This is a genomic window from Desulfosporosinus paludis (assembly GCF_045689965.1).
GTDB lineage: Bacteria > Bacillota > Desulfitobacteriia > Desulfitobacteriales > Desulfitobacteriaceae > Desulfosporosinus > Desulfosporosinus paludis.
In genome coordinates, this window is the sequence record NZ_CP144211.1 from 3,593,086 (window position 1) to 3,613,045 (window position 19,960).

Genomic DNA, 19,960 nt, shown 5'->3' on the forward strand with positions numbered 1-19,960 from the left:
ATCGGGATAGTCTTGATATTATACTTTACACACCCGAGGGCTATCGGCATATCTTATACCAATAAATTGTATCAAATTATTGATTATGAGATTGGATGAGGTATATGCAAAGAATCCGAAAAGCTGTTATCCCAGCGGCAGGTCTTGGTACGCGCTTCTTACCGGCTACAAAGGCTCAACCAAAAGAAATGTTACCGATTGTAGATAAACCTACTATTCAGTTTATTGTTGAAGAAGCCGTAAAATCAGGAGTAAATGAAATTATAATCGTTACTGGTCGTGGTAAACGGGCTATAGAAGACCATTTTGACTGTTCGCTAGAACTGGAGACGTTATTAAGAAAGAACAAGAAAAAAGAACTATTGCATATGGTCCAAAACATTTCACGAATGACTGACGTTTATTATGTTCGACAGAAAGAAGCTCGTGGACTTGGTCATGCGATCTATTGTGCACGGCAGTTCATTGGAAATGAACCTTTTGCCGTATTGCTTGGGGATGATGTTATTCATGCCAGAGTTCCTTGCCTAAAGCAAATGATTGATGTTTACGAACGTTATGGTACTAGTGTTGTGGGGGTTCAGGAGGTTCCTTTGAAAGATACCAATAAATATGGTATTGTCGATGGAGAGAAAGCAGGCGAGCGTCTATATAGGGCTCGAGATCTAATCGAGAAACCTAGTCCGGAGGATGCCCCCACTACACGACTAGCCATCATGGGGCGTTATATATTAAATCCAGAGATTTTTAGTATTTTAAAAAACCTATCTCCAGGGAAAGACGAGGAAATACAACTGACTGACGGGTTACGTGAGCTTAATAGATTACAAGGAGTTATCGCGTATGCTTTTGAAGGACATCGCTATGATCTGGGTGACAAACTTGGCTTTATTAAAGCTAATATCGAATACGGTTTGCGTACTGATAATTTGTCTGACGACTTAATGCACTATTTGTGTGAGCTTGTCGAGACATTTCCGAAGAAGTGAAGGAATTAATAAGAAGAAAGATGCCTCAAACCGTTTGAGACATCTTTCTTCTTATTAATTCCTAATCGAGAAGAACGCTTTAAACAAAAGTTCATAGATTTCAACCTTACTTGTTAACTTTCCATCCACCCTCTTGCGGAGTCTCAGAAGTACTTTGATCGCTAATTGTGCTTGTGGCCTCTACGTGATCTTCTTGGTCGTCATCGTCATCGTCATCGTCGCCATCGTCGCCATCGTCGTCGCCGTCGCCATCGTCTTCATTTTCGTCTTCGTCTTCGTCTTCGTCATTCTCATTCTTGACTTCAACCTTAAACTCTTCGAAATCAAACCTAATTACTTCTCCATTTTGAAACTTGACTTTGACTATTCTGACTTCGTTTTCATTCGTCAGAGCCTCGTTTACTTGTTGCAACAATTGTTCTTTGTCCATATCTTTTCACCTTTCTTAACTAAATTTCATGACTATTTCTCCTCGGATTTGACGGAGAATTTATATAGTATATGACTAACTTTCGCTATTGGTGCTGAACAAAATGATTAAGATCGAACAACTCCTTATCAAATAGACGAATATCATTGATCTGTTGTTCTAACCCTTCTTTCAAAGTTGTTGCCGGATTATATTTCAACAGCGTTTGGGCCTTAGTAATATCAGCACAAGTATCCCGCGGTTCTCCCTTAAGTTGTTCCGAAAATTCCAGAATTGCTTTTTCGCAGAGTAAATCCTCTATTATTGATATAACCTCTAGAATAGAGGCCCTCTCCCTACCGCCAATATTGATCGTTTCTCCAATCAAGCCATCGGCATGAAGCGCCGCTGTAGTTCCCGCTATACAATCGCCGATAAAGGTAAAATCCCGTGTTTGATTCCCATCCCCAAATATTTTAATCGGCTCGTGATGGAGTATTCCCTTGATGAATCTGTGAAATGCCATGTCCGATCTTTGTCTTGGTCCATACACGGTGAAATACCTAAGAATAACGATGGGGATTCCATAACTAGCTTGATATACCTTGCATAAATATTCCCCTGTAAGCTTACTTACCCCATATGGAGAAAGGGGAGCAGGAGTAACATTCTCTGTTACTTTCCCCACTTTTTCACCATAGACTGAAGATGTTGAAATATAGATGAATTTTTGAAGCAGAGATTTACGCGCCGCCTCTAATAGTTTCTGGGTGGCTATGATATTGTGCTCGACATAGGCTTGAAAGTCGGGTCCCCAACTTGTACGAACACCGGGCATAGCCGCTAAATGATAGACAACTTGAACACCGTCCAGAAGCTTCTCTAAGTCGGCTTCACGAAGGTCACTCTGATATAGCTGAAAACGGGGATTCTGGAGCAATACTCTAAGATTCCTTTGTTTCGTTTGATTAAGTGTTGGATTGATCAAACCATCGATACCGATGACGTCAATCCCGTCCATTTGGAGCAATCGTTCACAAAGTTGTGAACCAATAAAACCAGCGGCTCCGGTAACAAGTATTTTCATGGTTTTCCTACCCCCAGGTAAATAAATCCTTCATTTCTCACAATTTTCTCATCGATGCAGTTTCTTGCATCAAGGATAATCGAGGCTTTCATTCTCGATTTTACTTCTGACCAATCGCACTCGTGAAATTGTTCCCATTCTGTTGCAATTATCAGGGCATCCGAATTTTTAACCGATTCATACTGGTCATTAAAGTTAGACACGTTTGCTAATTCCTGTTGCACCATCGGATCATACGTGTGCACATAACAGCCTTTTCGGATTAGTTGTTTAATAAGAGCAATTGCTGGAGAGGTGCGAAGATCGTCTGTATGCGGCTTAAAGGTCAAACCCCAAACTGTAATTTGCTTTCCTTCTAGGTTCGGGAGGACTGTCCTTAGCTTTTTCAAGTAGATATCAATTTGAGTATCATTGATCGCCATGACAGCATCAAGCAGCTTTGTCTCCACATTTTGCCTCATAGCTGCATCCTTAAGAGCGCAAAGATCCTTAGGCAGGCATGATCCACCAAACCCTAGCCCCGCATTTAGAAAATGCCTATTAATACGCGGATCAGTTCCTAATCCCTTGGCAACATCGATATAATTGACCTCAAAAGCATCACAGATACGGGCCATTTCATTTGCAAAAGATATTTTCGTCGCCAGAAAGGTGTTACTGGCATATTTGATTAGTTCGGCTCCGGTTAAGCTGGTAAAGATATAGGAAGCTTTACCCTTTTGATATAACTTCTTAAGAATTTTAATCGGCCGCTCTGACCTAGTGCCAAATACAATTTTATTAGGGTGTTTTATATCCCATAAGGCAGTACCTTCGCGTAAAAATTCCGGATTAGAAACGATATCAAATAAATCCTCTTCTACTCCCTTATCTAATAGCATTTGGTAGAGTAGAGCATTGGTTCCCGGTGGAACAGTACTTTTAGTTATGATAAGTTTGTATCCCTTAATGTTTGAGGCAATGGTTTCCACCACACTGTGAATATTACTGAGATTGCTGCTGCCATCTTCCTTGGGAGGGGTGTCGACTGCAATTAGTACAATTGGACTATCTCTAATGTTCTCTTCTACCTGAATTGAAAAATGAAGCCGACCATTTTGGTGGTTGATATTCATTAATTCTTGGAGTCCTTGCTCATAGAAAGGGACCTTACCTTGGCGAAGACTTTCAATTTTTGCCTGATCGATATCCACGCATTGAACCTCATGGCCAAAATCCGCTAATGCTGTTGCGGTTGTGAGGCCAACATAGCCGGCACCTACGACACATATTCTCATTAAACGGTCAACCTACTCTCATTTAATGTCGATTTATTTATTGTATTCGCACATGATAGCGTAGGTTAAAGATTTTGTTAAATTTGACTACTAACATTCAGCGCCTTAGCAGAATAGTTTATGTTATGTATTTATTGAAGCGGAGGCGACAAAATGGCGGAATATTCAATTCACCCATGGGATACTGAAGATTTCCCTTCAAACATTGATTTGGAAATGAACATTCCTCCCGAAATTGACGAATTGGCGCAGAAGGTCGTCAGTTACTACGATATGGATGTTCGTAATAAAACACTAATAACATCAAAACCTGACAAAGGAGGTGTTATATGGAAAATAGAAACCGATCAAGGACCTCGCAGTTTGAAGGTTTTACACCGCAAACCGACGAGAAGCCTCTTTAGCATAGGGGCACAAGATTACATTTTAAAACAAGGCGGCAGAGTCCCAGAATTAAAAAAGACTAAGGAAGGATTGCTCTATGTCGAAAAGGGCGGTAAGTTATGGATCGTCACAGATTGGATTGAATCCCTTAGTCCGGCCAGTAAGGATCTAGAAGGTGCTCGTGCTTTGTGTTACGGTTTGGGAGAGTTTCATAGGCATACCAGGGGATATATTCCACCTATCGGCTCCCAAAAAGCTTCTCGATTGTATGGTTGGCCTGATTACTATCGTAAAATAATTACTAAAATTAAATGGTTTCGGGATATTGCCAAAGCTTACAATGAAATTCCAGGTAGTCAATCACTTCTTTCTTCCATTGAGATCTTTGAACGACAGGCTCTGGATTCATTGTCCCATCTTGAGCAATCATCTTACGTTCAGATGGCCTCGTTGGGTGAAGAGCACTGGGGACTTGTTCATCAGGACTTCGGATGGTCGAACGGACAGCTTGGTCCCGGTGGTCTTTGGGTAATTGATCTAGATGGAGTAGCCTATGATTTTCCGGTTCGTGATCTTCGTAAGCTCATTTCAGGGACGATGGACGACATGGGGAGATGGGATGTCACTTGGATTCATGGTATGCTTGATGCCTACCATCAAGCAAATCCGCTCGATCTAGAAACTTACGAAATTTTATTAAATGATCTTGCATTTCCCAATGAGTTCTATAAGCAAATCAATGAGATGCTGTTTGATCCCGTTAATTTTATCAGTAATAATTTGGAAGGCATTAATGAGCATCTCTTTCTTTTGGAAGAAACAAAGTGTTTAGCTTTGAATGAGCTTCAACAGGATAGACGAAACTTCCTAACAGGCAGTTATGGCCCAAAAACTGTATTTAAAACGGAAACTCTTGAGATGCTGAGAATGAAAGAAAATCTGGAAAACACCGCATTGCAAAGCTTGGAAAGTAAAAAGAATTCCAACCTGAAACCCAGTGAATTCCAAGAAGGTCTTCATATCAAGAATAACACTATACAGTATGAGGTTCGAAGAGATAAAAAGAAGTTACGAACAAACACAGATCATAAATTAAAGGTGTTGATGATTTGTACAGAAAAATTGCCGGTTCCTCCTGTTCGTGGTGGAGCTATTCAAACTTATATTCAGGGAGTCTCCGGAATTTTAAGTACCCAGCATGATTTAACAATCTTAGGGACAACTGACCCTTCTTTACCACAAGAAGAGTATACAGATAATATACGGTATGTAAGAATAGATGGTAGACAAGTCTTCGAAATCTATGCTCAAGAGGTAATTGCTTTCCTTAAATGTAACTCCTTTGATCTTATTCATGTCTTTAACCGACCCCGTCTTATCCCATTAGTTCGTGCAGCTGCTTCTCATTCCCGTATAATTCTCAGCATGCATAACGATATGTTTAATCATGATAAAATCCATTCTAATGATGCACTAACTGCAATCGATGAAGTAGAACGAATTATTACCATTAGTGACTATGTGGGTAATACCATTTGTAATCTCTATCCTCAAGCAGATGGGAAAGTTCATACGATCTATTCTGGAGTAAACCTAAATACTTTTATTCCTTGGGAAAAATCTAATACAGCCGCTCAAATTCGTAATCAATTGAGGCAAAAATATAAGCTTGAATCCAAAACCGTGATTTTATTTGTTGGGCGTTTGACGCCAAAAAAAGGTATAGATGTATTAATTCACGCTTTAAATAAAGCGTATTCATCTGACCCCAATATAGCTTTAGTCGTTGTGGGGGGGACATGGTACAGCGATAATAAGGTCACCGATTACGTGGCTTATGTTCGCACCCTGGCAGACAGAGCCTCTTTTCCTGTGATCACGACAGGTTATGTATCAGCCGATCTCGTTCACCAGTGGTTTTGGGCAGGAGATATCTTTGTGTGTCCTTCTCAGTGGCAGGAACCGCTGGCCCGCGTTCATTACGAGGCTATGGCTGCAGGGTTGCCCTTTCTCACGACGGCACGGGGAGGTAATCCAGAAGTTGTAATCGGGGAAAACGGTCTAATCGTGGAGCAGCCTGAAGATACCAACGAATTTGCTGAAAAACTAAAAATTCTGCTTTCCGATCCCAAACTTCGTCGGATCATGGGCCAAAACGGGAGGCGTTTAGCTGAAATGAGATTTGGTTGGGAGAGGGTAGCACAGGAAATCTTAAAAGTTTGGAAACTAGGTAGCATTCCTATAACAAATATTAAAGGTAATAAAATTCAGAGTTCCAATAAAATTAGAAACTTGGAGGAAAGAGATAATGTTTATGCTGAAGAACTAGTTCAAGAATTAAATAAAACAAATGAATCTGGTTCATCTGGCGTAAGGGTAACCCAGGGAAAATTCATACCATTAGGGAATGATTACAGTTTGATTAATTATGACATTCCATCTGTGGCTAGGATTACCCGTGACATGATCGTTCATTGAATAAATTAGTTGTAAACGTGGATGAGACGATTAATATGTTAATAGATAATTGGAAAAACCGACTCTCAACTACAAATAGAACCGGTTAACGCCTTTCAAGTTGAATATATTGCTCCCTGTCTTCAAAGGCTGATTAGTGTAACATGATTGTTGATCTTGAGAAAGACAGATGAAAAATTGAGTTACAATTTTTCATCTGTCTGAAAGTGAGTTATTAAAAGACAATACCCAATGCGATCAGCAGCAAAATGATAATAACAAGCGATCAATCTATAAAAATGGGGGGACATTAGAAAATGAACAATTTTTCAAAACAAAAAGTGAACCATTTAGGTATTATGGGGGACCCTTAATACCTAAATGGTTCACTATATAAAAGCTAATATCAGTCTATTTTAGTTCTTAATACAGTAATTGACTCTTAGAATATTGTTTTGCTGTGAAAACTCAATATTTTTTATGTACTGACGTATAGCTCGCTGTTTTTCAGACAAAGGAACGGTTGGGTCAATCAGAAGTGAATAAGCATTTTTGAGTTGCCTGCGGAATTCATTAGAATCATAAATTGGATTAACAGTTTTTAACTGTTCAATCCGATTTTTTATGTCCGTTTCTTCTTTTTAAGACGCGACTTGTTTTCCTTGTATTCATCAAGAGTATCTACTCCAGCCTCAAAAGCCTGTTTAATGCGCAGATAGCGATCACGGTAGGGTTGAGATCAAAGAGATATTATAAAAATTTATTCGCAATTGATAAAGAATTCTTAAGGAAATATAAAGATTCTAAGAGTATAGTGGTACAGACAATGATATTTCGGCTAAGTAGATAAGTAACAATCTTAACAAATTTGTAAAGAGAGTAGGTGTACTATGGTTGATCCTGTTTTAGAGCTAAAAGGCATTTCTAAAAAGCTAAAAGGAAGGGAAATACTTAAAAATATTAATCTTACAATTAATCCTTCTGAAATTTTTGGTTTTTTGGGCCCAAATGGTGCGGGAAAAACGACTACGATTCGAATTATAGCAGGGCTGGTTAAACCCACCACGGGAAGCGTAACAATTTGTGGGTATTCCTTAGAAAAAGAATTTAGTAAAGCGTTGTCAAGGGTTGGCTGTATTATAGAAGGTCCGGATATGTACAAATATTTCACTGGAATGGAGAATCTCGAACAATTTGCAGCCATGAAAAATGTTGAGAGAAAAAGGATTTATGAAGTTCTAGAATTAGTGGGGTTACAACATCGAATTAATGATAAAGTTGGTACATACTCACTAGGAATGCGACAACGTATGGGGATTGCTCAAGCATTACTTAGTCGCCCTAAGCTACTTATACTGGATGAGCCAACAAATGGCCTTGATCCGGCTGGAATCGCCGAATTTAGGCAACTAATGAGAAAGCTGGCTTATGAGGAAGGCATGTCTGTCTTTGTATCAAGCCATATTCTTACTGAGTTACAGCTTATGTGTGACACAGTATCGATCGTGAAACAGGGAGAAGTCATTAAGACGGCAAAAGTAGAAGAGATTCAAAGCGACAATGTCGTTGAATGGCAGTTTGAGGATGTCGGTAAGGCTAAGGAAATTCTGAAGTCTAAATTAGGCCTGAATGTAACCCAGACTAAGAAAAATATCATTAGAGCACCTATCGGTAAACTGACCATCGAGGAAATAAACCGTACGTTTATGAATGAAGGACTCGTTATTTCATATTGTACCGCCGTAGGGAGTTCATTAGAGGATTTATTCCTGGATTTAACGGAGGGTGATAAAATTGTATAAACTCGTTAAAAACGAATTTCTAAAAATAGTTGGTAAAAAAAGACTCTATATAACCTTGGCGGTACTATTCATTATGGTTGCCGCCTTTGCTTATGGACAATATGACTCTTTGAATAGAACTAAAATCCAACTTGCTAACAGACTTGGTGTAACGGCCATCACTGATTGGAAAAGTATTGTTGGTCAGCAAATTTTAGACTATCAGGCAAGACTGGACAGTCCTTATCAGGATGAAGACCGTCGTGCCCAAACGAGAGTAAGAATGGAACAATCTCAGTTTTATTTAGATAACAATATCAATACTGTGGATTTAACAGCGGCAAATTTCACAACGAAAATTATCTCCCAGTCAATGTCTTTGTTCTTACCACTTCTCATGATTTTATTAGCAGCTGATCTGGTATCTGGTGAAATGGGTGAGGGGACTATTAAGTTTCTTTTGGTTCAGGGAATCCCGAGATGGAAACTATTACTGAGCAAATATATTGCATTACTTGGACTTGAAACTGTAGTTTTATTCTTTTCATTTATCTTCTCAATTTTGATCTCTGGACTCTTATTCGGGTATGGAGGTTGGTTGGAACCAGTAGCCACCGGATTTAAAATTGTTGGAGGCAAGCTTGATACATCCCATGTTACCTTTGTCGCTCAGTGGGAATATATCCTTATGGCCTTTGGTCTAGCCTATTATGTATCCATCGTAGTCGGAACCATTTCCTTAATGATTTCGGTGTTAGTTAGAAGTTCCATTGCCTCCTTAGGAATTGTGCTTGCATTTTTAATCGGCGGATCACAATTGACAAGTTATTTGGCAACTTGGCAGTTACCGAGATACTTGTTTACCTCTAATTTGAATTTAATGAGTTATATTTCCGGTTCTTTACAATCTATCCAAGGAATGAACATGACGTTTTCTATCACTGTACTTGCCGTTTGGACAATAACAGCACTTGTAGTAAGTTTTGTATATTTCAACAAGCGAGATATTCTTGTATAAGGGGGCGAAAACATTGTACAAAAAAAGTCTCTGGTACATCTCAATATGTATTACTTTTGTTTCTCTTCTTGTTTTTGTGGTTGGTTTTGTAAAGGCAGTATCATTTGCATCGGTTCCAACAACGGGAACAAACCAGTTAGTTTCCCAAAAAGCAACTAGATCCACGAGCGGTGGTTTATCTAATCGTTCCAATGTTTTACATATTGTCCTTATGGGAGACTCCATTGCCAAGGGCACGGGGGATGAGAAAGGTAAAGGAATTGGTGGTTATTTAGTTGATTTATTGAAAAGCCAGACCCCGAAGGATTTACAAGTTGATAATTTAGGGGTAGACGGATACAAGATTCAGGATTTAGCTAATCAACTATCGAGTGGGAAAGACGATAACTTGATTAAAAACGCGGATTTCTTAATTATATCGATCGGCGGCAGCGAGCTTCAACAAATCCAGTCCGCCCAAAGTATCCAGAAGGATCAAAGCTTTCAAACTGAGCAAGGCACCTTTGTTTCAGAACTACAAGACATTCTAAAGAAAATCAGAACCCTAAATAAGACAACTCAAATTATTATGATAGGGAACTATAATCCTTTAAGTGTCGTCAATACAACAGACAATGTGTCTTACCTCGACACTTGGACTTACAAAACACAACTCGTGCTGGCTAACGATGATCGAGCAACGTTTATACCGACTTACAATATATTCAAAAATAATTTAAACCGTTTTATATCTAGTGATAAGCAGAATCCAAATTCTACCGGATATCAGACCATTGCTTATTTGTTAAGCAAATCTGTAGAAAATACTTTGAGTAAACATTGATAAATTGATAATATGGGTTATAGAATCCAGCGACTATATTCAATATTTTTTAAGAATTGATTTAGATAAAGCGAGAGGGGACAAAAGGTGGAAGGATTACAAATCGAATCGCAGATATTGCACCATTTACATTTGTGTTATTTGTATCCACCTGGTACCAAATATAAAAGCAAACACCATTGGTTCAATAGTATTGTTACACGATTCAGGGGAACTTACTCTTTCAATGTCGCTTAGGTTCATAACTGCCAAAATGAAATAATCGCAGACCGAAGTCAGTGATAGGTTGAAATATAGAACTGAATTTCCATAGCAGGCGGCCACAAATCGTCCCGATCACAATTCCCGCAATGACGTCGGTCGACCAATGAACTCCAACATATAGGCGAGCAATTCCGTTGAGTATAGCTAAGAGAGTGAAGCTTATAGTAATCCATTTTGAAGCTTTCCCCAAGGATGCGGCAGCAACTCCAAAACTTCCGGTCGTATGATCACTTGGGAATGAGGCGTCTAGACTGTGAGGAATCAGCTGAGTAATTGTCCTCTTTTTGAGCACCATAAACGGACGTGGCCTAAAGTATATGTGAGAAATAAGGACATTAATAATTAGCCCTAACACACCTGCTAAACCCATGATGAGTAAAGCGTGCCGCTGTTTAGCTTCAGTCTTAGGTAAATTAAACCAGGCTATAATAAAGAGAACGATATAAAGTTCAAGAGATATTGGACAAAAAAAGCGAGTGTTTTGTCAGATAAGCAGTGGAAAATTATTGACTATTTTCATTATGAAATGCTAAGGAAACGGTGGCAGCAAATCTTACATACCAAGCTAAAGAAGAGTCTTCCTAAAACGAGAGAAAATAAGAGGCCAATTGATGAAATGTACCGTCAACAAAAAGAAGGATTCTATGTTCATACGAAGAATCGTATGCATAATGCAAAGGGAGCAGCTAAGTACATAGGAAGATATGTGAGCCGACCGGCCATAGCAAGAATTTTTTTGCAAAGAAATGAGCACCTTAACCGCCGATCATTATTTTTAACGCATTTTTCATTGAAAGTTTATCGAAAAGTAAGGGGGTACGGATAGGGATAGCAATACGAGAATGGATAATAGCTTGATCTCGCTATAGCAGTCCCTATAAGGAGAAGGGGAATGAGAAACATAAGACCAACTCCTTCTACATAAAATATATTGTACATGGGTAAGCTCCGCAAATTCTATTTACCATAAAGGGAGAGCGATTTAAGCTCCCCCTTTAAGATGAGGAATCTATTTTTAGAAGATAACTCCTAAAGCGATAAGGATTAAAATAGCGATAGCAATAATACCCACACCAGCGCCGTAAGTGGCAACTGGGGCAACAGGTGGGCAACAGCATACAGGTGGTCTTACAGGTCCAATGTGTGGTGGAGCCCCAACTGGTGAAATGTTTGGAAAATGACCAGGATATCCGTACATAATATATTCCTCCTTTCCATAAAAATAATGTCTAATTTAAAATACGATTCCCAGTGCGATAAGCAGAAGAATAATTACGACAACAATTGCAATTCCTTCAAATCTTTCGCCACGACGACAATCTACATCAACACCACCGAATGCCATTTGCGCTACCTCCTTTGCTAAGAGATAATACATAATATGTACAAGAGGGCATGAGTGGTACAATTTACCAATAGCATAAACCAATGAAAACTTTGATTAGTTTAATGAAGTATAATATCTAGTTTTTTCATCCCATCTATGGAAGATGTAGCATTTGGACGACTTAGGTAATAAGATATATTGCCATTTGTTAAATCACTTTCCCTTTCAGCCCTCATCGACGATGGGGGCTCTCGCTTAACCAGGTTGTAGGGCGTTGGCCAGCGATCCTCTTTGGAATCGGGTTATTCAATGCCGGTTTCCTCGCATCGATAACTGTTTCTCTTTCCTCTTCCTGGAGCATTGCGGAATTGTTTGGTTGGTCCAAAAGTCTGAATGACAAGATAACGGAGGCACCAAAATTTTACCTAATCTATATTGGAAGTCTTGTCCTTGCAGCACTCACTATTTTGATACCAAATTTACCATTAAATATCATCGCCATCGCGGCACAAGTTATCGGCGGAATTCTCACGGTACCACTACTTATTTTCTTGGTATTGATGACGAGTAACAAAGAATTGATGGGAAAATACAGGACGAAATTGTTTGGTAGGATATGGGGTTGGGCAATGGTTACTCTGCTCGCCGGATTGAGCATCGCTACTTTTTGGCAGATATTCACAAGCATTTAAGTATTCGAGAAGCCAACTGGCTAAAGCTTAATAGCAATTTAAGCTATTAACATTAAAAATGGTTTGCCGTGTAGAATTAGTTTTCTACACGGTTTTATTTTATTTAGAAAGGTTACACTTAATGATAAGGAGCAAGAGCAGATCAAGGCTACTAATATGAAATGCAATAAATAATTGCGAATTGTTCGATGAAAGAAAATAAATTATTTACTGTGAGGATAATATGGCACAGAATAAATACTATCAACATTTTAAAAGTCTTAAAAGTCTTCTATTTATAGTAATGATTCTTGCAACATTGGTAAGCCTAAAATATCCTATAAAATTGGCTAAAATACCCAAAAGCGAATTAAAACAATTACAGGTAAATGTAGGACAATCGCTTACAGGTAACGTGTACGGGAAAAAAGGACCGATTAATGTCTTATTGATTGGAAACAATGCACGGAATGCAGCGACCCCCCTGTCTCTAGGTACAGCAGCGGGGCAAGCAGACCTTTTAATTGTTGCTCACATAGATCCAGATTTACATAAGGTCAGCTTGATTTCCATTCCTCGTGATACGTTGGTTGCTATGCCAGATTACAAAGAGCCCATCCCTAAAATTAAATCTTCATTTGAGTTAGGTCTACAACAAAGTCCGGAAGAAGGACCAAATCAGGCCGTGAAATATGTTTCAAAGCTTACGGGCTTAAAGATTGATTACTACGTCGTAACGGGTTTTAAAGGATTTGCAGATGCCATTGACGCTGTGGGTGGAATACAGGTTAATATTCCTGGACGCCTTTATGATCCTGAATATAGTCAGGCAAACTTTCAACCTGGCTTGCAAACGTTAAATGGTGACCAGGCATTGGCCTATATACGTATTCGTCAAAATATTGCTGGGAATAGTTATCGAACAAATGATTTTCAACGCCAAGATGCCGAACTAGAAATTTTGAATCTGCTAAAAACAAAGCTATTAGCCTCTGGTATTAGCCTTTCAAATATAGAAAAACTTCAAGAAACATGGCGTCATGATGTAGCGACCAATATTCCTACACCCATGCTAATAGGAATGGGCCTAGAAGTATCTGGTTCACAAATGGAGCAAATTCGACTTGGATCCGTTAAAGACTCAATAGATATTACGAACACACCGTTGGATGGGATAAACCAAGAGGGCTATCTATCAGGTGCCTATTATGACGTTCTAGATCCAGAGGAAATTAGTCATACATTAAAACCATATGGTTCTATCGGGGCTTCCACAGGATTATCACCAATACCAAATCCTAAGACCGTTACTATCAATGTGTATGGCTCTCAATCAGTGGGGAATGAACTACAAAAAGCCGGATTTAACACCAGATGGATTAGTCCTGATTCTGGAGGAAGTCAAGTGGAGATCTATTATCCACAGGGACAAATTATGGCTGCTCTTTCTGTAGCACGAATATTAGGAACTGGCAATGAGTTGGTATCGCCATCACAGACGGTAAGCGTGATAACAGTGTATACCCCATAATACTAATAGTAGAAAATGTGTTAGCTCGAAACTTAACGTCTCAGCAATCTATAGAGCGTATCCAAAGAAAATCTAGTCAGGACGACAAAGTATTATTGACAAACATCGTAAATTGGGTTATTATCCTACTTGACAATTAAATTTCTTCGTTAGGTGAGGCTCCTGTATGAACATAGGCCACTGCCCGGAAATGTCGAGAGACGCCAATGGGTAGAACAGGTATTACCGGATTAAGGTTTTACATAATGTGGCTGAATTTTATTCTACGTTATACAGTGCCAAAGCTCAAACGAGTGGAGGAAAGTGAATTTCTATTTTGTATGAGTGCATAACAAAGCTTTCCGTTGTCTAGGAAAGCTTTGTTTTTTTGCGTTTAAGGAGGTGAGACGACTTGAGTACCGATGATGACCCTGATTTATGTGATTACAAAAGATCGAGAGTAATTTTGAAAGTAATTGTTGAGACTGATCGGTTAGCCCAAGTACGTCTCAGCACCTTCTCCCAATTAATTACTCTCACATCCCAAAAGAAGGGAAATATAATACTGTTAACCTGAGCAGTTTTGTATTTTTCGCTTTCTAGATCAAAGGAACTTATGGTTAAAAAGAGATAACCCTTTAATTTCTCTTAAGAAGGAGGTGGTTTTATGGACGCGGGTCCTGAACGAAGTTTAAAGGCATTACTATACGCAGACACGCTCATAAAACTACTTAGATATTGGAGGGATTAATGATGGAACTATTAACAGATCTCTTTGTTAGTGAACTCATTGCTAAAGTTATTGTTGACCGCAGTGGACGTAAACTTGGTAAAGTTAGGGATGTATGGGTAGATTCCGAGAATCCATTCCCAGTTGTTCGGGGACTGATGATCAGGCATGATGGGGAACTCACAGTCATTCCCTGGCAAGATATTTATATGCTTAGTCGACGGGTTGTCGCACTACGGGTGATTGCTTCCGAGGTACACTTTGAAAAGGTATCAAAAAAGCAGATTTATACAAGTGAAATATTGGATCGGCAAATCGTCGATATGAATGGGGCAAAACTCGTACGGGTAAATGATATTAAATTAGCTGGAGACGGCAATGGGGTTCATATTGTGTCGATTGATGTCAGCCTTGTTGGTTTGTTACGCAGACTTCTCCCAAGAGGATGGGTTAAATTACAAACAAGCGCTAAATGGTTACAACCAAACTTCATTACGTGGGACATGGTTCGATCTTTGACAAGTGATGGCGAAAGCTTAGCTCTACGTATCTCAGCTGACAAGTTGTCCAAAATGCATCCAGCAGATTTGGCTGAGATTATGGAGAATATTGGACACAAAGAACGATTGGAGCTTTTTGGGCGCTTAGATCCCGAAATAGCGGCTGACACATTAGCTGAAGTTGACATGGATATGCAAGTATCAATTCTTAGGCAGATGGATAAGGAACGGGCTGCCGATATTCTTGAAGAAATGGAACAAGATGAGGCAGTAGATCTGTTATCTGAGATGAGGGAAAATGATTCTGATCAGCTATTAAGTTTAATGGAAGATGAAGCAGCTTCTGATCTACGTGAACTACTGGAATATGATGAAGGAACTGCGGGCAGTCTGATGACAACAGATTTCTTGGTGTTCTCGGAAGAGCTTACGGCTGATGGAGTCATTCAACGTCTAAGAGAAATAGCCCCAGAGGCAGATTATATTTACTATCTTTATGTGGTTGATTCCGTAGGGCGTTTAAAGGGAGTCGTATCGCTGCGCGAACTTATTATCGCTTCAACCGATTTAAAGATTGGCGAGTTAATGCATACAAAAGTAATTAGCGTCCAGGCTGGAGAGGACGAGAAACAAATTCGACGCTTATTTTCTAAATACAGTCTAATGGCCCTTCCGGTAGTCGATGCATCTGGGAAAGTCATAGGAATTATTACCGTAGATGATGTACTCTCACAAAAAAAGTAGGCCCACAACGAGCCTTCTAACGTATTCGTGATAAATCGTTAAAGGAAGTGAACTACATGTGGAAAAATAAAATTTCATGGCGTACTATCTTAATGTTCTTGGCCATTGTAGGGCCTGGGATTATCACGGCCAATGTGGATAACGATGCCGGTGGAATCACGACCTACGCGGTAGCAGGCGCTCAGTTCGGATATAAGTTCCTTTGGGTTTTCATTCCAATGACCTTAGCATTGATCGTTGTCCAAGAAATGAGCGCCCGTATGGGGGCGGTTACGGGCAAAGGTCTTGCGGATCTTATTCGTGAGAACTTTGGAGTACGATTGACGATCTTCATTTTAATAGGACTCCTTATAGCAGACGTAGGGAATACAGTATCTGAGTTCGCCGGAGTGGCTTCCAGTATGGAGGTCTTCGGAGTCAGTAAATATATCACCGTACCTCTAGGGGCGCTCCTCGTATGGCTCTTGGTTGTAAAAGGAACATACCGACGAGTAGAAAGAGTTTTCCTGATCGCCAGTGCAATTTTTATAACCTATATTTTAGCTGGCTTTCTAGCTCACCCGAATTGGGGTGAAGTAGCAAAAGCTACATTTATTCCGAGCTTTAGTACAAATTCCGAATATCTTGCGATGTTTGTAGGTTTGGTCGGTACGACCATCGCACCGTGGATGCAGTTCTATATTCAGTCAGCCATCGTGGAGAAAGGAGTTACTGTCAAAGATTATAAATTTTCACGTTTAGATGTTATTTTCGGATGTTTCATTACAGATATCGTGGCTATTTTTATCATTGTTACGACTGCAGCGACGATGCATACAGCGGGTGTCTCCATCAATGATGCTAAAGATGCCGCAATTGCTTTACGGCCCCTAGCAGGTCAATACGCTTCTGTACTATTTGCTTTCGGACTTTTCAATGCGTCCATCTTCGCAGCCACAATTTTGCCACTAGCGACGGCTTATTATGTGTGTGAAGCACTGGGATTTGAAGCAGGCGTTGATAAGTCCTACCGCGAGGCACCGCAATTTTATACTTTATATACGATTATCATAATTTTGGGAGCTTTAATCATCCTTATTCCTAATGCACCACTAGTTCTAATTATGCTTTGGTCTCAGGTCATCAATGGTGTCCTTTTACCGTTTGTTCTCGTGTTTATGCTGGTTCTCATCAATAAAAAGAGGATCATGGGAACTTATACAAACTCCAAATTCTTTAATGGGGTTGCATGGAGCACAACGGTGATCATGGTGACCCTAACACTCTTATTGGTAGTAACCACACTTTGGCCAAATCTTTTGGGATAACAAAACACCTAATAAATTAAATAATATGCTTTAGTTTCATATAAGTTAGGCCGCCTGTTTGAAATAAGGCGGCCTTGAAAATTACAGTTTGAAGTTGCTGTTTCTAACGTAATTGAGTTTTTGTTCAGAACTGATGGGAATTTACATGGATTACTTTCATTAGATGGCCAAATAGTCCATCCGCTAGAAGGAAACTCATTAGCAAGTTACTTTATCGTTCGTGATGCTCTCATTATTTCAAACTTTTCGGGGTAGTGGTTTACTTTATTTCTATATTAATTCATGCTGCAAAAGGGAGCTTGAAAAGCCAGTTGAAGTGATTAGTGTGCTAGGGTGGGCGAATTTAGTATTTTTTAACCAAGTTGCCTATTTTATTCAGAACAATAAACTTAAAGGGCCATACTTTTCTTGACGTTGGACACGCTACTTTTGAAGTTTCCCTTAATCCTTTAAATAGGTATTCCTAATCGTTCAAAAATTATAGTAGGAAAGGAGTTCACGGATTATGATGAGATTGCTCATTCGTTTGTTGATTAATGCATTATCGCTAATTTTGATGACACGTTTTGTTCCTGGACTTTACCTTTCGGGTTTCTCGACCGCAATTTGGGCGGCACTCGTTTGGGGTATGGTTAATACTCTTATAAGGCCTATCTTTTCGTTTTTTACCTTTCCTTTGCAACTTTTGACATTAGGATTATTCACCTTAGTTATTAATGGAGTTATGCTCGCCTTGACAGCAAAACTTGTCCCAGGATTTTACATCAAAGGCTTTTCTAGTGCCTTCATCGGTGCATTGGTTCTCAGCATTATCAGTTTAATTCTGAATCATATCTTTTAATAAGCGAAGGACGGGTTTAAACATCTATCAAATTGAACATGTATTAGAACGAGTACAAGCTCTACCCCTCTATGCACATAAAAACGGGTTAATTGAGCATTGCATTTAAAACTGACCTGATTGAACTTCAAACAACTCACTTAACTTTAATGCCCCACCCAGTAAGTATTGCTTGCTGGGTGGGGCGTTGTTATTTATCAATTACCGTAATAATTATGATCGCCTGCTGAAGTCAAGCTTGTGTACGCGCTAGGATCAATAACTAATCATATTACAGCCTTCAATGTAAGAACAGAGGGCCAGAACTTGAGATAATAGGGTACATTTTAAACTCACTTTCTGGACCTCAATATTTGTGAAAAATTGTCACACAGGGAAGAATATTTAAAAAACGTGTTGAAAGATAAGTGATACTGGTTTTTCAATTATTAGATACGTGCTTATAAAACAACAGGGGGTATAATCAGTGGATGCACCAATTCGAATAATGCTACTTCGTGATGCCGATAAATGTGAAATTAACGCTGAATTAATGGATGCAAGAAATAAGTTTAGCATAGGACAATCAGAAAATGAGTATTATCATTGGTTGGATGAATTAATCTAAATAGTGTAAAGTGGCCTCAATCTAAGGTTGCTTTTTTCTTTACTGGAAAGTCATTTCCAATTCCTCTAAGCCATGTTCCATAATTTGTTGTAACGCAGCATCGTTTATCTTTTCTTGTTCTTCCTCCGAGACATAGCCTGAAAGATAAAATTTTTTGACCATTTTATATATGCTATCGTACAGTTCATATTTCTCTTTTAAAGTCTTCTTCCTGAACTGGCGAGAAGCTTTTATTTCGGCAATCATCTCTGGAAAGTCTGTTGCAAAATAAAACTCCCGCCAGAAAGTGTCTTCATCCATGTCTATAGACCTCCTCTTAATGCATGGTTTTTCTCATTTCCTGCCGAGCACGTTCTAACATTTCTTCCATTGCGGCATTTTGGATGCTGATTTTTTCTTCTTCTGAAGGGCCTTCTGAAAGAAAACTGTTCTTGACGAAGGTGTAATACTCATCGAACAATTCCTTCTTTTTAGTCATGTCCATTTTGCGGAATGGACGATCGTTTTTTATATGATCGATCATTTCAGGTAGGTTCGTTTGTAAATCAAGTTCTCGCCGAAAAATGTAGTCATCCATTGTTGAGTCCTCCTAGGTTACATTTTGCAAAGTGTTGCTTTGTTGCTAAATCCAGTGCAAGAGGAGAGGGGGGTGAACTCGAATGAATTGGGTTCCCGATCAAGGAGTTATCGAAAATCGTAAGGCAACCGACATGTTTTGATAATTGATGCCCATCTGGAAGTGGAAGTTTGGTTCCATCAGGAAAGTAATCCCACGTTGGGCAACGATTCATGTAAAAAAGTGCAATAAGGGGTAGTACCAGCGGAGTGTCACCACCAGCAAACGTATAGATTAAATCAGTTACCATACACGGAGGATTTTGGACTTCGAATAATCTAGACAGACTATCTTGAGTTGTGTTACAATTAAAAATAATTAAATATCAAGGGATGAGTGATTCTTTCCTGAGGGAAGGAATTGAAAAGGGAAGTCAGTAGAAGCTGACGCGGTACCCGCCACTGTAAAAGGGAGTTAACTCGCATAGTGTCACTGGGATTTATCCGGGAAGACGTGAGTTGATGATGATCTTGAGCCAGGAGACCTGCTCATACCGAAGTCGAAACTACCTACGGGATGTTAGGGAGGTGTATACTTGTGTTTTTGGTAATCTTACCTGATACTGGTTGAACTTTTAACCCTTCTGTTGGTGAAGGGTTTTTTTATTGTCCTTCTCAT

At 39.4% G+C, this 19,960-nt stretch carries 19 protein-coding genes and 2 riboswitches; of the genes, 12 read left to right on the forward strand and 7 right to left on the reverse strand.

The window, feature by feature from the left end; genetic code table 11:
- The first annotated feature begins 104 nt into the window (after nucleotides 1-104).
- Nucleotides 105-989, forward strand: coding sequence for a UTP--glucose-1-phosphate uridylyltransferase GalU (gene galU, locus VZF35_RS17865; protein ID WP_407307064.1), 885 nt, complete (start codon nucleotides 105-107; stop codon nucleotides 987-989).
- 106 nt (nucleotides 990-1,095) lie between these two features.
- On the opposite strand, the gene VZF35_RS17870 is transcribed toward galU, so the two are convergent.
- From VZF35_RS17870 to VZF35_RS17880, 3 genes are all read right to left on the reverse strand, one after another.
- Nucleotides 1,096-1,401, reverse strand: coding sequence for a hypothetical protein (locus VZF35_RS17870; protein ID WP_407307066.1), 306 nt, complete (start codon nucleotides 1,399-1,401; stop codon nucleotides 1,096-1,098).
- A gap of 103 nt (nucleotides 1,402-1,504) precedes the next feature.
- The gene (locus VZF35_RS17875) at nucleotides 1,505-2,485 is read right to left on the reverse strand and encodes an NAD-dependent epimerase/dehydratase family protein (protein WP_407307068.1); all 981 of its coding nucleotides are present in this window, start codon (nucleotides 2,483-2,485) and stop codon (nucleotides 1,505-1,507) included.
- Nucleotides 2,482-3,762, reverse strand: a complete 1,281-nt coding sequence (locus VZF35_RS17880; RefSeq protein ID WP_407307069.1) for a UDP-glucose dehydrogenase family protein — start codon at nucleotides 3,760-3,762, stop codon at nucleotides 2,482-2,484. Before VZF35_RS17880 ends, VZF35_RS17875 begins: the two co-directional genes overlap by 4 nt.
- Before the next feature lie 153 nt (nucleotides 3,763-3,915).
- On the opposite strand from VZF35_RS17880, the gene VZF35_RS17885 reads away from it, so the two are divergent.
- The 4 genes from VZF35_RS17885 (at nucleotide 3,916) to VZF35_RS17900 (ending at nucleotide 10,225) form a co-directional block, all read left to right on the forward strand.
- Nucleotides 3,916-6,624, forward strand: a complete 2,709-nt coding sequence (locus VZF35_RS17885) for a CotS family spore coat protein (protein WP_407307071.1) — start codon at nucleotides 3,916-3,918, stop codon at nucleotides 6,622-6,624.
- Nucleotides 6,625-7,493: 869 nt separating this feature from the next.
- Complete coding sequence (locus VZF35_RS17890; RefSeq protein ID WP_407307073.1) at nucleotides 7,494-8,405, forward strand: ABC transporter ATP-binding protein; 912 nt, start codon at nucleotides 7,494-7,496, stop codon at nucleotides 8,403-8,405.
- Nucleotides 8,389-9,402, forward strand: coding sequence for an ABC transporter permease (locus VZF35_RS17895; protein WP_407307075.1), 1,014 nt, complete (start codon nucleotides 8,389-8,391; stop codon nucleotides 9,400-9,402). The genes VZF35_RS17890 and VZF35_RS17895 overlap by 17 nt, the downstream gene beginning before the upstream one ends.
- Before the next feature lie 13 nt (nucleotides 9,403-9,415).
- Nucleotides 9,416-10,225, forward strand: coding sequence for a GDSL-type esterase/lipase family protein (locus VZF35_RS17900; RefSeq protein ID WP_407307077.1), 810 nt, complete (start codon nucleotides 9,416-9,418; stop codon nucleotides 10,223-10,225).
- A gap of 223 nt (nucleotides 10,226-10,448) precedes the next feature.
- Here VZF35_RS17900 and VZF35_RS17905 read toward each other — a convergent pair whose 3' ends face one another.
- Nucleotides 10,449-10,859, reverse strand: a complete 411-nt coding sequence (locus VZF35_RS17905; RefSeq protein ID WP_407307079.1) for a phosphatase PAP2 family protein — start codon at nucleotides 10,857-10,859, stop codon at nucleotides 10,449-10,451.
- Nucleotides 10,860-10,970: 111 nt separating this feature from the next.
- Here VZF35_RS17905 and VZF35_RS17910 point away from each other — a divergent pair, with 111 nt between their 5' ends.
- On the forward strand, nucleotides 10,971-11,315 hold the full coding sequence (locus VZF35_RS17910) for a transposase (RefSeq protein WP_407307081.1): 345 nt from the start codon (nucleotides 10,971-10,973) through the stop codon (nucleotides 11,313-11,315).
- A 189-nt stretch (nucleotides 11,316-11,504) separates the two neighbouring features.
- Here VZF35_RS17910 and VZF35_RS17915 read toward each other — a convergent pair whose 3' ends face one another.
- On the reverse strand, nucleotides 11,505-11,687 hold the full coding sequence (locus tag VZF35_RS17915; RefSeq protein ID WP_407307083.1) for a hypothetical protein: 183 nt from the start codon (nucleotides 11,685-11,687) through the stop codon (nucleotides 11,505-11,507).
- Between the two features lie 341 nt (nucleotides 11,688-12,028).
- On the opposite strand from VZF35_RS17915, the gene VZF35_RS17920 reads away from it, so the two are divergent.
- The 6 genes from VZF35_RS17920 to VZF35_RS17945 all read left to right on the forward strand — a co-directional run bounded on the left by VZF35_RS17920 (nucleotide 12,029) and on the right by VZF35_RS17945 (nucleotide 18,726).
- The gene (locus VZF35_RS17920) at nucleotides 12,029-12,508 is read left to right on the forward strand and encodes a divalent metal cation transporter (protein ID WP_407314694.1); all 480 of its coding nucleotides are present in this window, start codon (nucleotides 12,029-12,031) and stop codon (nucleotides 12,506-12,508) included.
- Nucleotides 12,509-12,731: 223 nt separating this feature from the next.
- Nucleotides 12,732-14,018: an LCP family protein gene (locus tag VZF35_RS17925; RefSeq protein ID WP_407307085.1), complete on the forward strand. Its 1,287-nt coding sequence runs from the start codon at nucleotides 12,732-12,734 to the stop codon at nucleotides 14,016-14,018.
- A 138-nt stretch (nucleotides 14,019-14,156) separates the two neighbouring features.
- Nucleotides 14,157-14,323: riboswitch (M-box (ykoK) riboswitch) on the forward strand.
- Nucleotides 14,324-14,747: 424 nt separating this feature from the next.
- Nucleotides 14,748-15,971: a magnesium transporter MgtE N-terminal domain-containing protein gene (locus tag VZF35_RS17930; protein WP_407307087.1), complete on the forward strand. Its 1,224-nt coding sequence runs from the start codon at nucleotides 14,748-14,750 to the stop codon at nucleotides 15,969-15,971.
- 56 nt (nucleotides 15,972-16,027) lie between these two features.
- Nucleotides 16,028-17,278: an Nramp family divalent metal transporter gene (locus VZF35_RS17935; RefSeq protein ID WP_407307089.1), complete on the forward strand. Its 1,251-nt coding sequence runs from the start codon at nucleotides 16,028-16,030 to the stop codon at nucleotides 17,276-17,278.
- A 505-nt stretch (nucleotides 17,279-17,783) separates the two neighbouring features.
- A complete protein-coding gene (locus VZF35_RS17940) occupies nucleotides 17,784-18,119 on the forward strand; it encodes a phage holin family protein (protein ID WP_407307091.1) in 336 nt (111 codons plus the stop codon).
- Between the two features lie 466 nt (nucleotides 18,120-18,585).
- Nucleotides 18,586-18,726, forward strand: coding sequence for a hypothetical protein (locus VZF35_RS17945; RefSeq protein ID WP_407307093.1), 141 nt, complete (start codon nucleotides 18,586-18,588; stop codon nucleotides 18,724-18,726).
- Nucleotides 18,727-18,765: 39 nt separating this feature from the next.
- On the opposite strand, the gene VZF35_RS17950 is transcribed toward VZF35_RS17945, so the two are convergent.
- Both VZF35_RS17950 and VZF35_RS17955 read right to left on the reverse strand, forming a co-directional pair.
- A complete protein-coding gene (locus tag VZF35_RS17950) occupies nucleotides 18,766-19,026 on the reverse strand; it encodes a hypothetical protein (RefSeq protein WP_407307095.1) in 261 nt (86 codons plus the stop codon).
- A gap of 16 nt (nucleotides 19,027-19,042) precedes the next feature.
- Nucleotides 19,043-19,303, reverse strand: coding sequence for a hypothetical protein (locus VZF35_RS17955; protein WP_407307097.1), 261 nt, complete (start codon nucleotides 19,301-19,303; stop codon nucleotides 19,043-19,045).
- A gap of 356 nt (nucleotides 19,304-19,659) precedes the next feature.
- A riboswitch (cobalamin riboswitch) is annotated at nucleotides 19,660-19,849 on the forward strand.
- Nucleotides 19,850-19,960 lie beyond the last annotated feature (111 nt).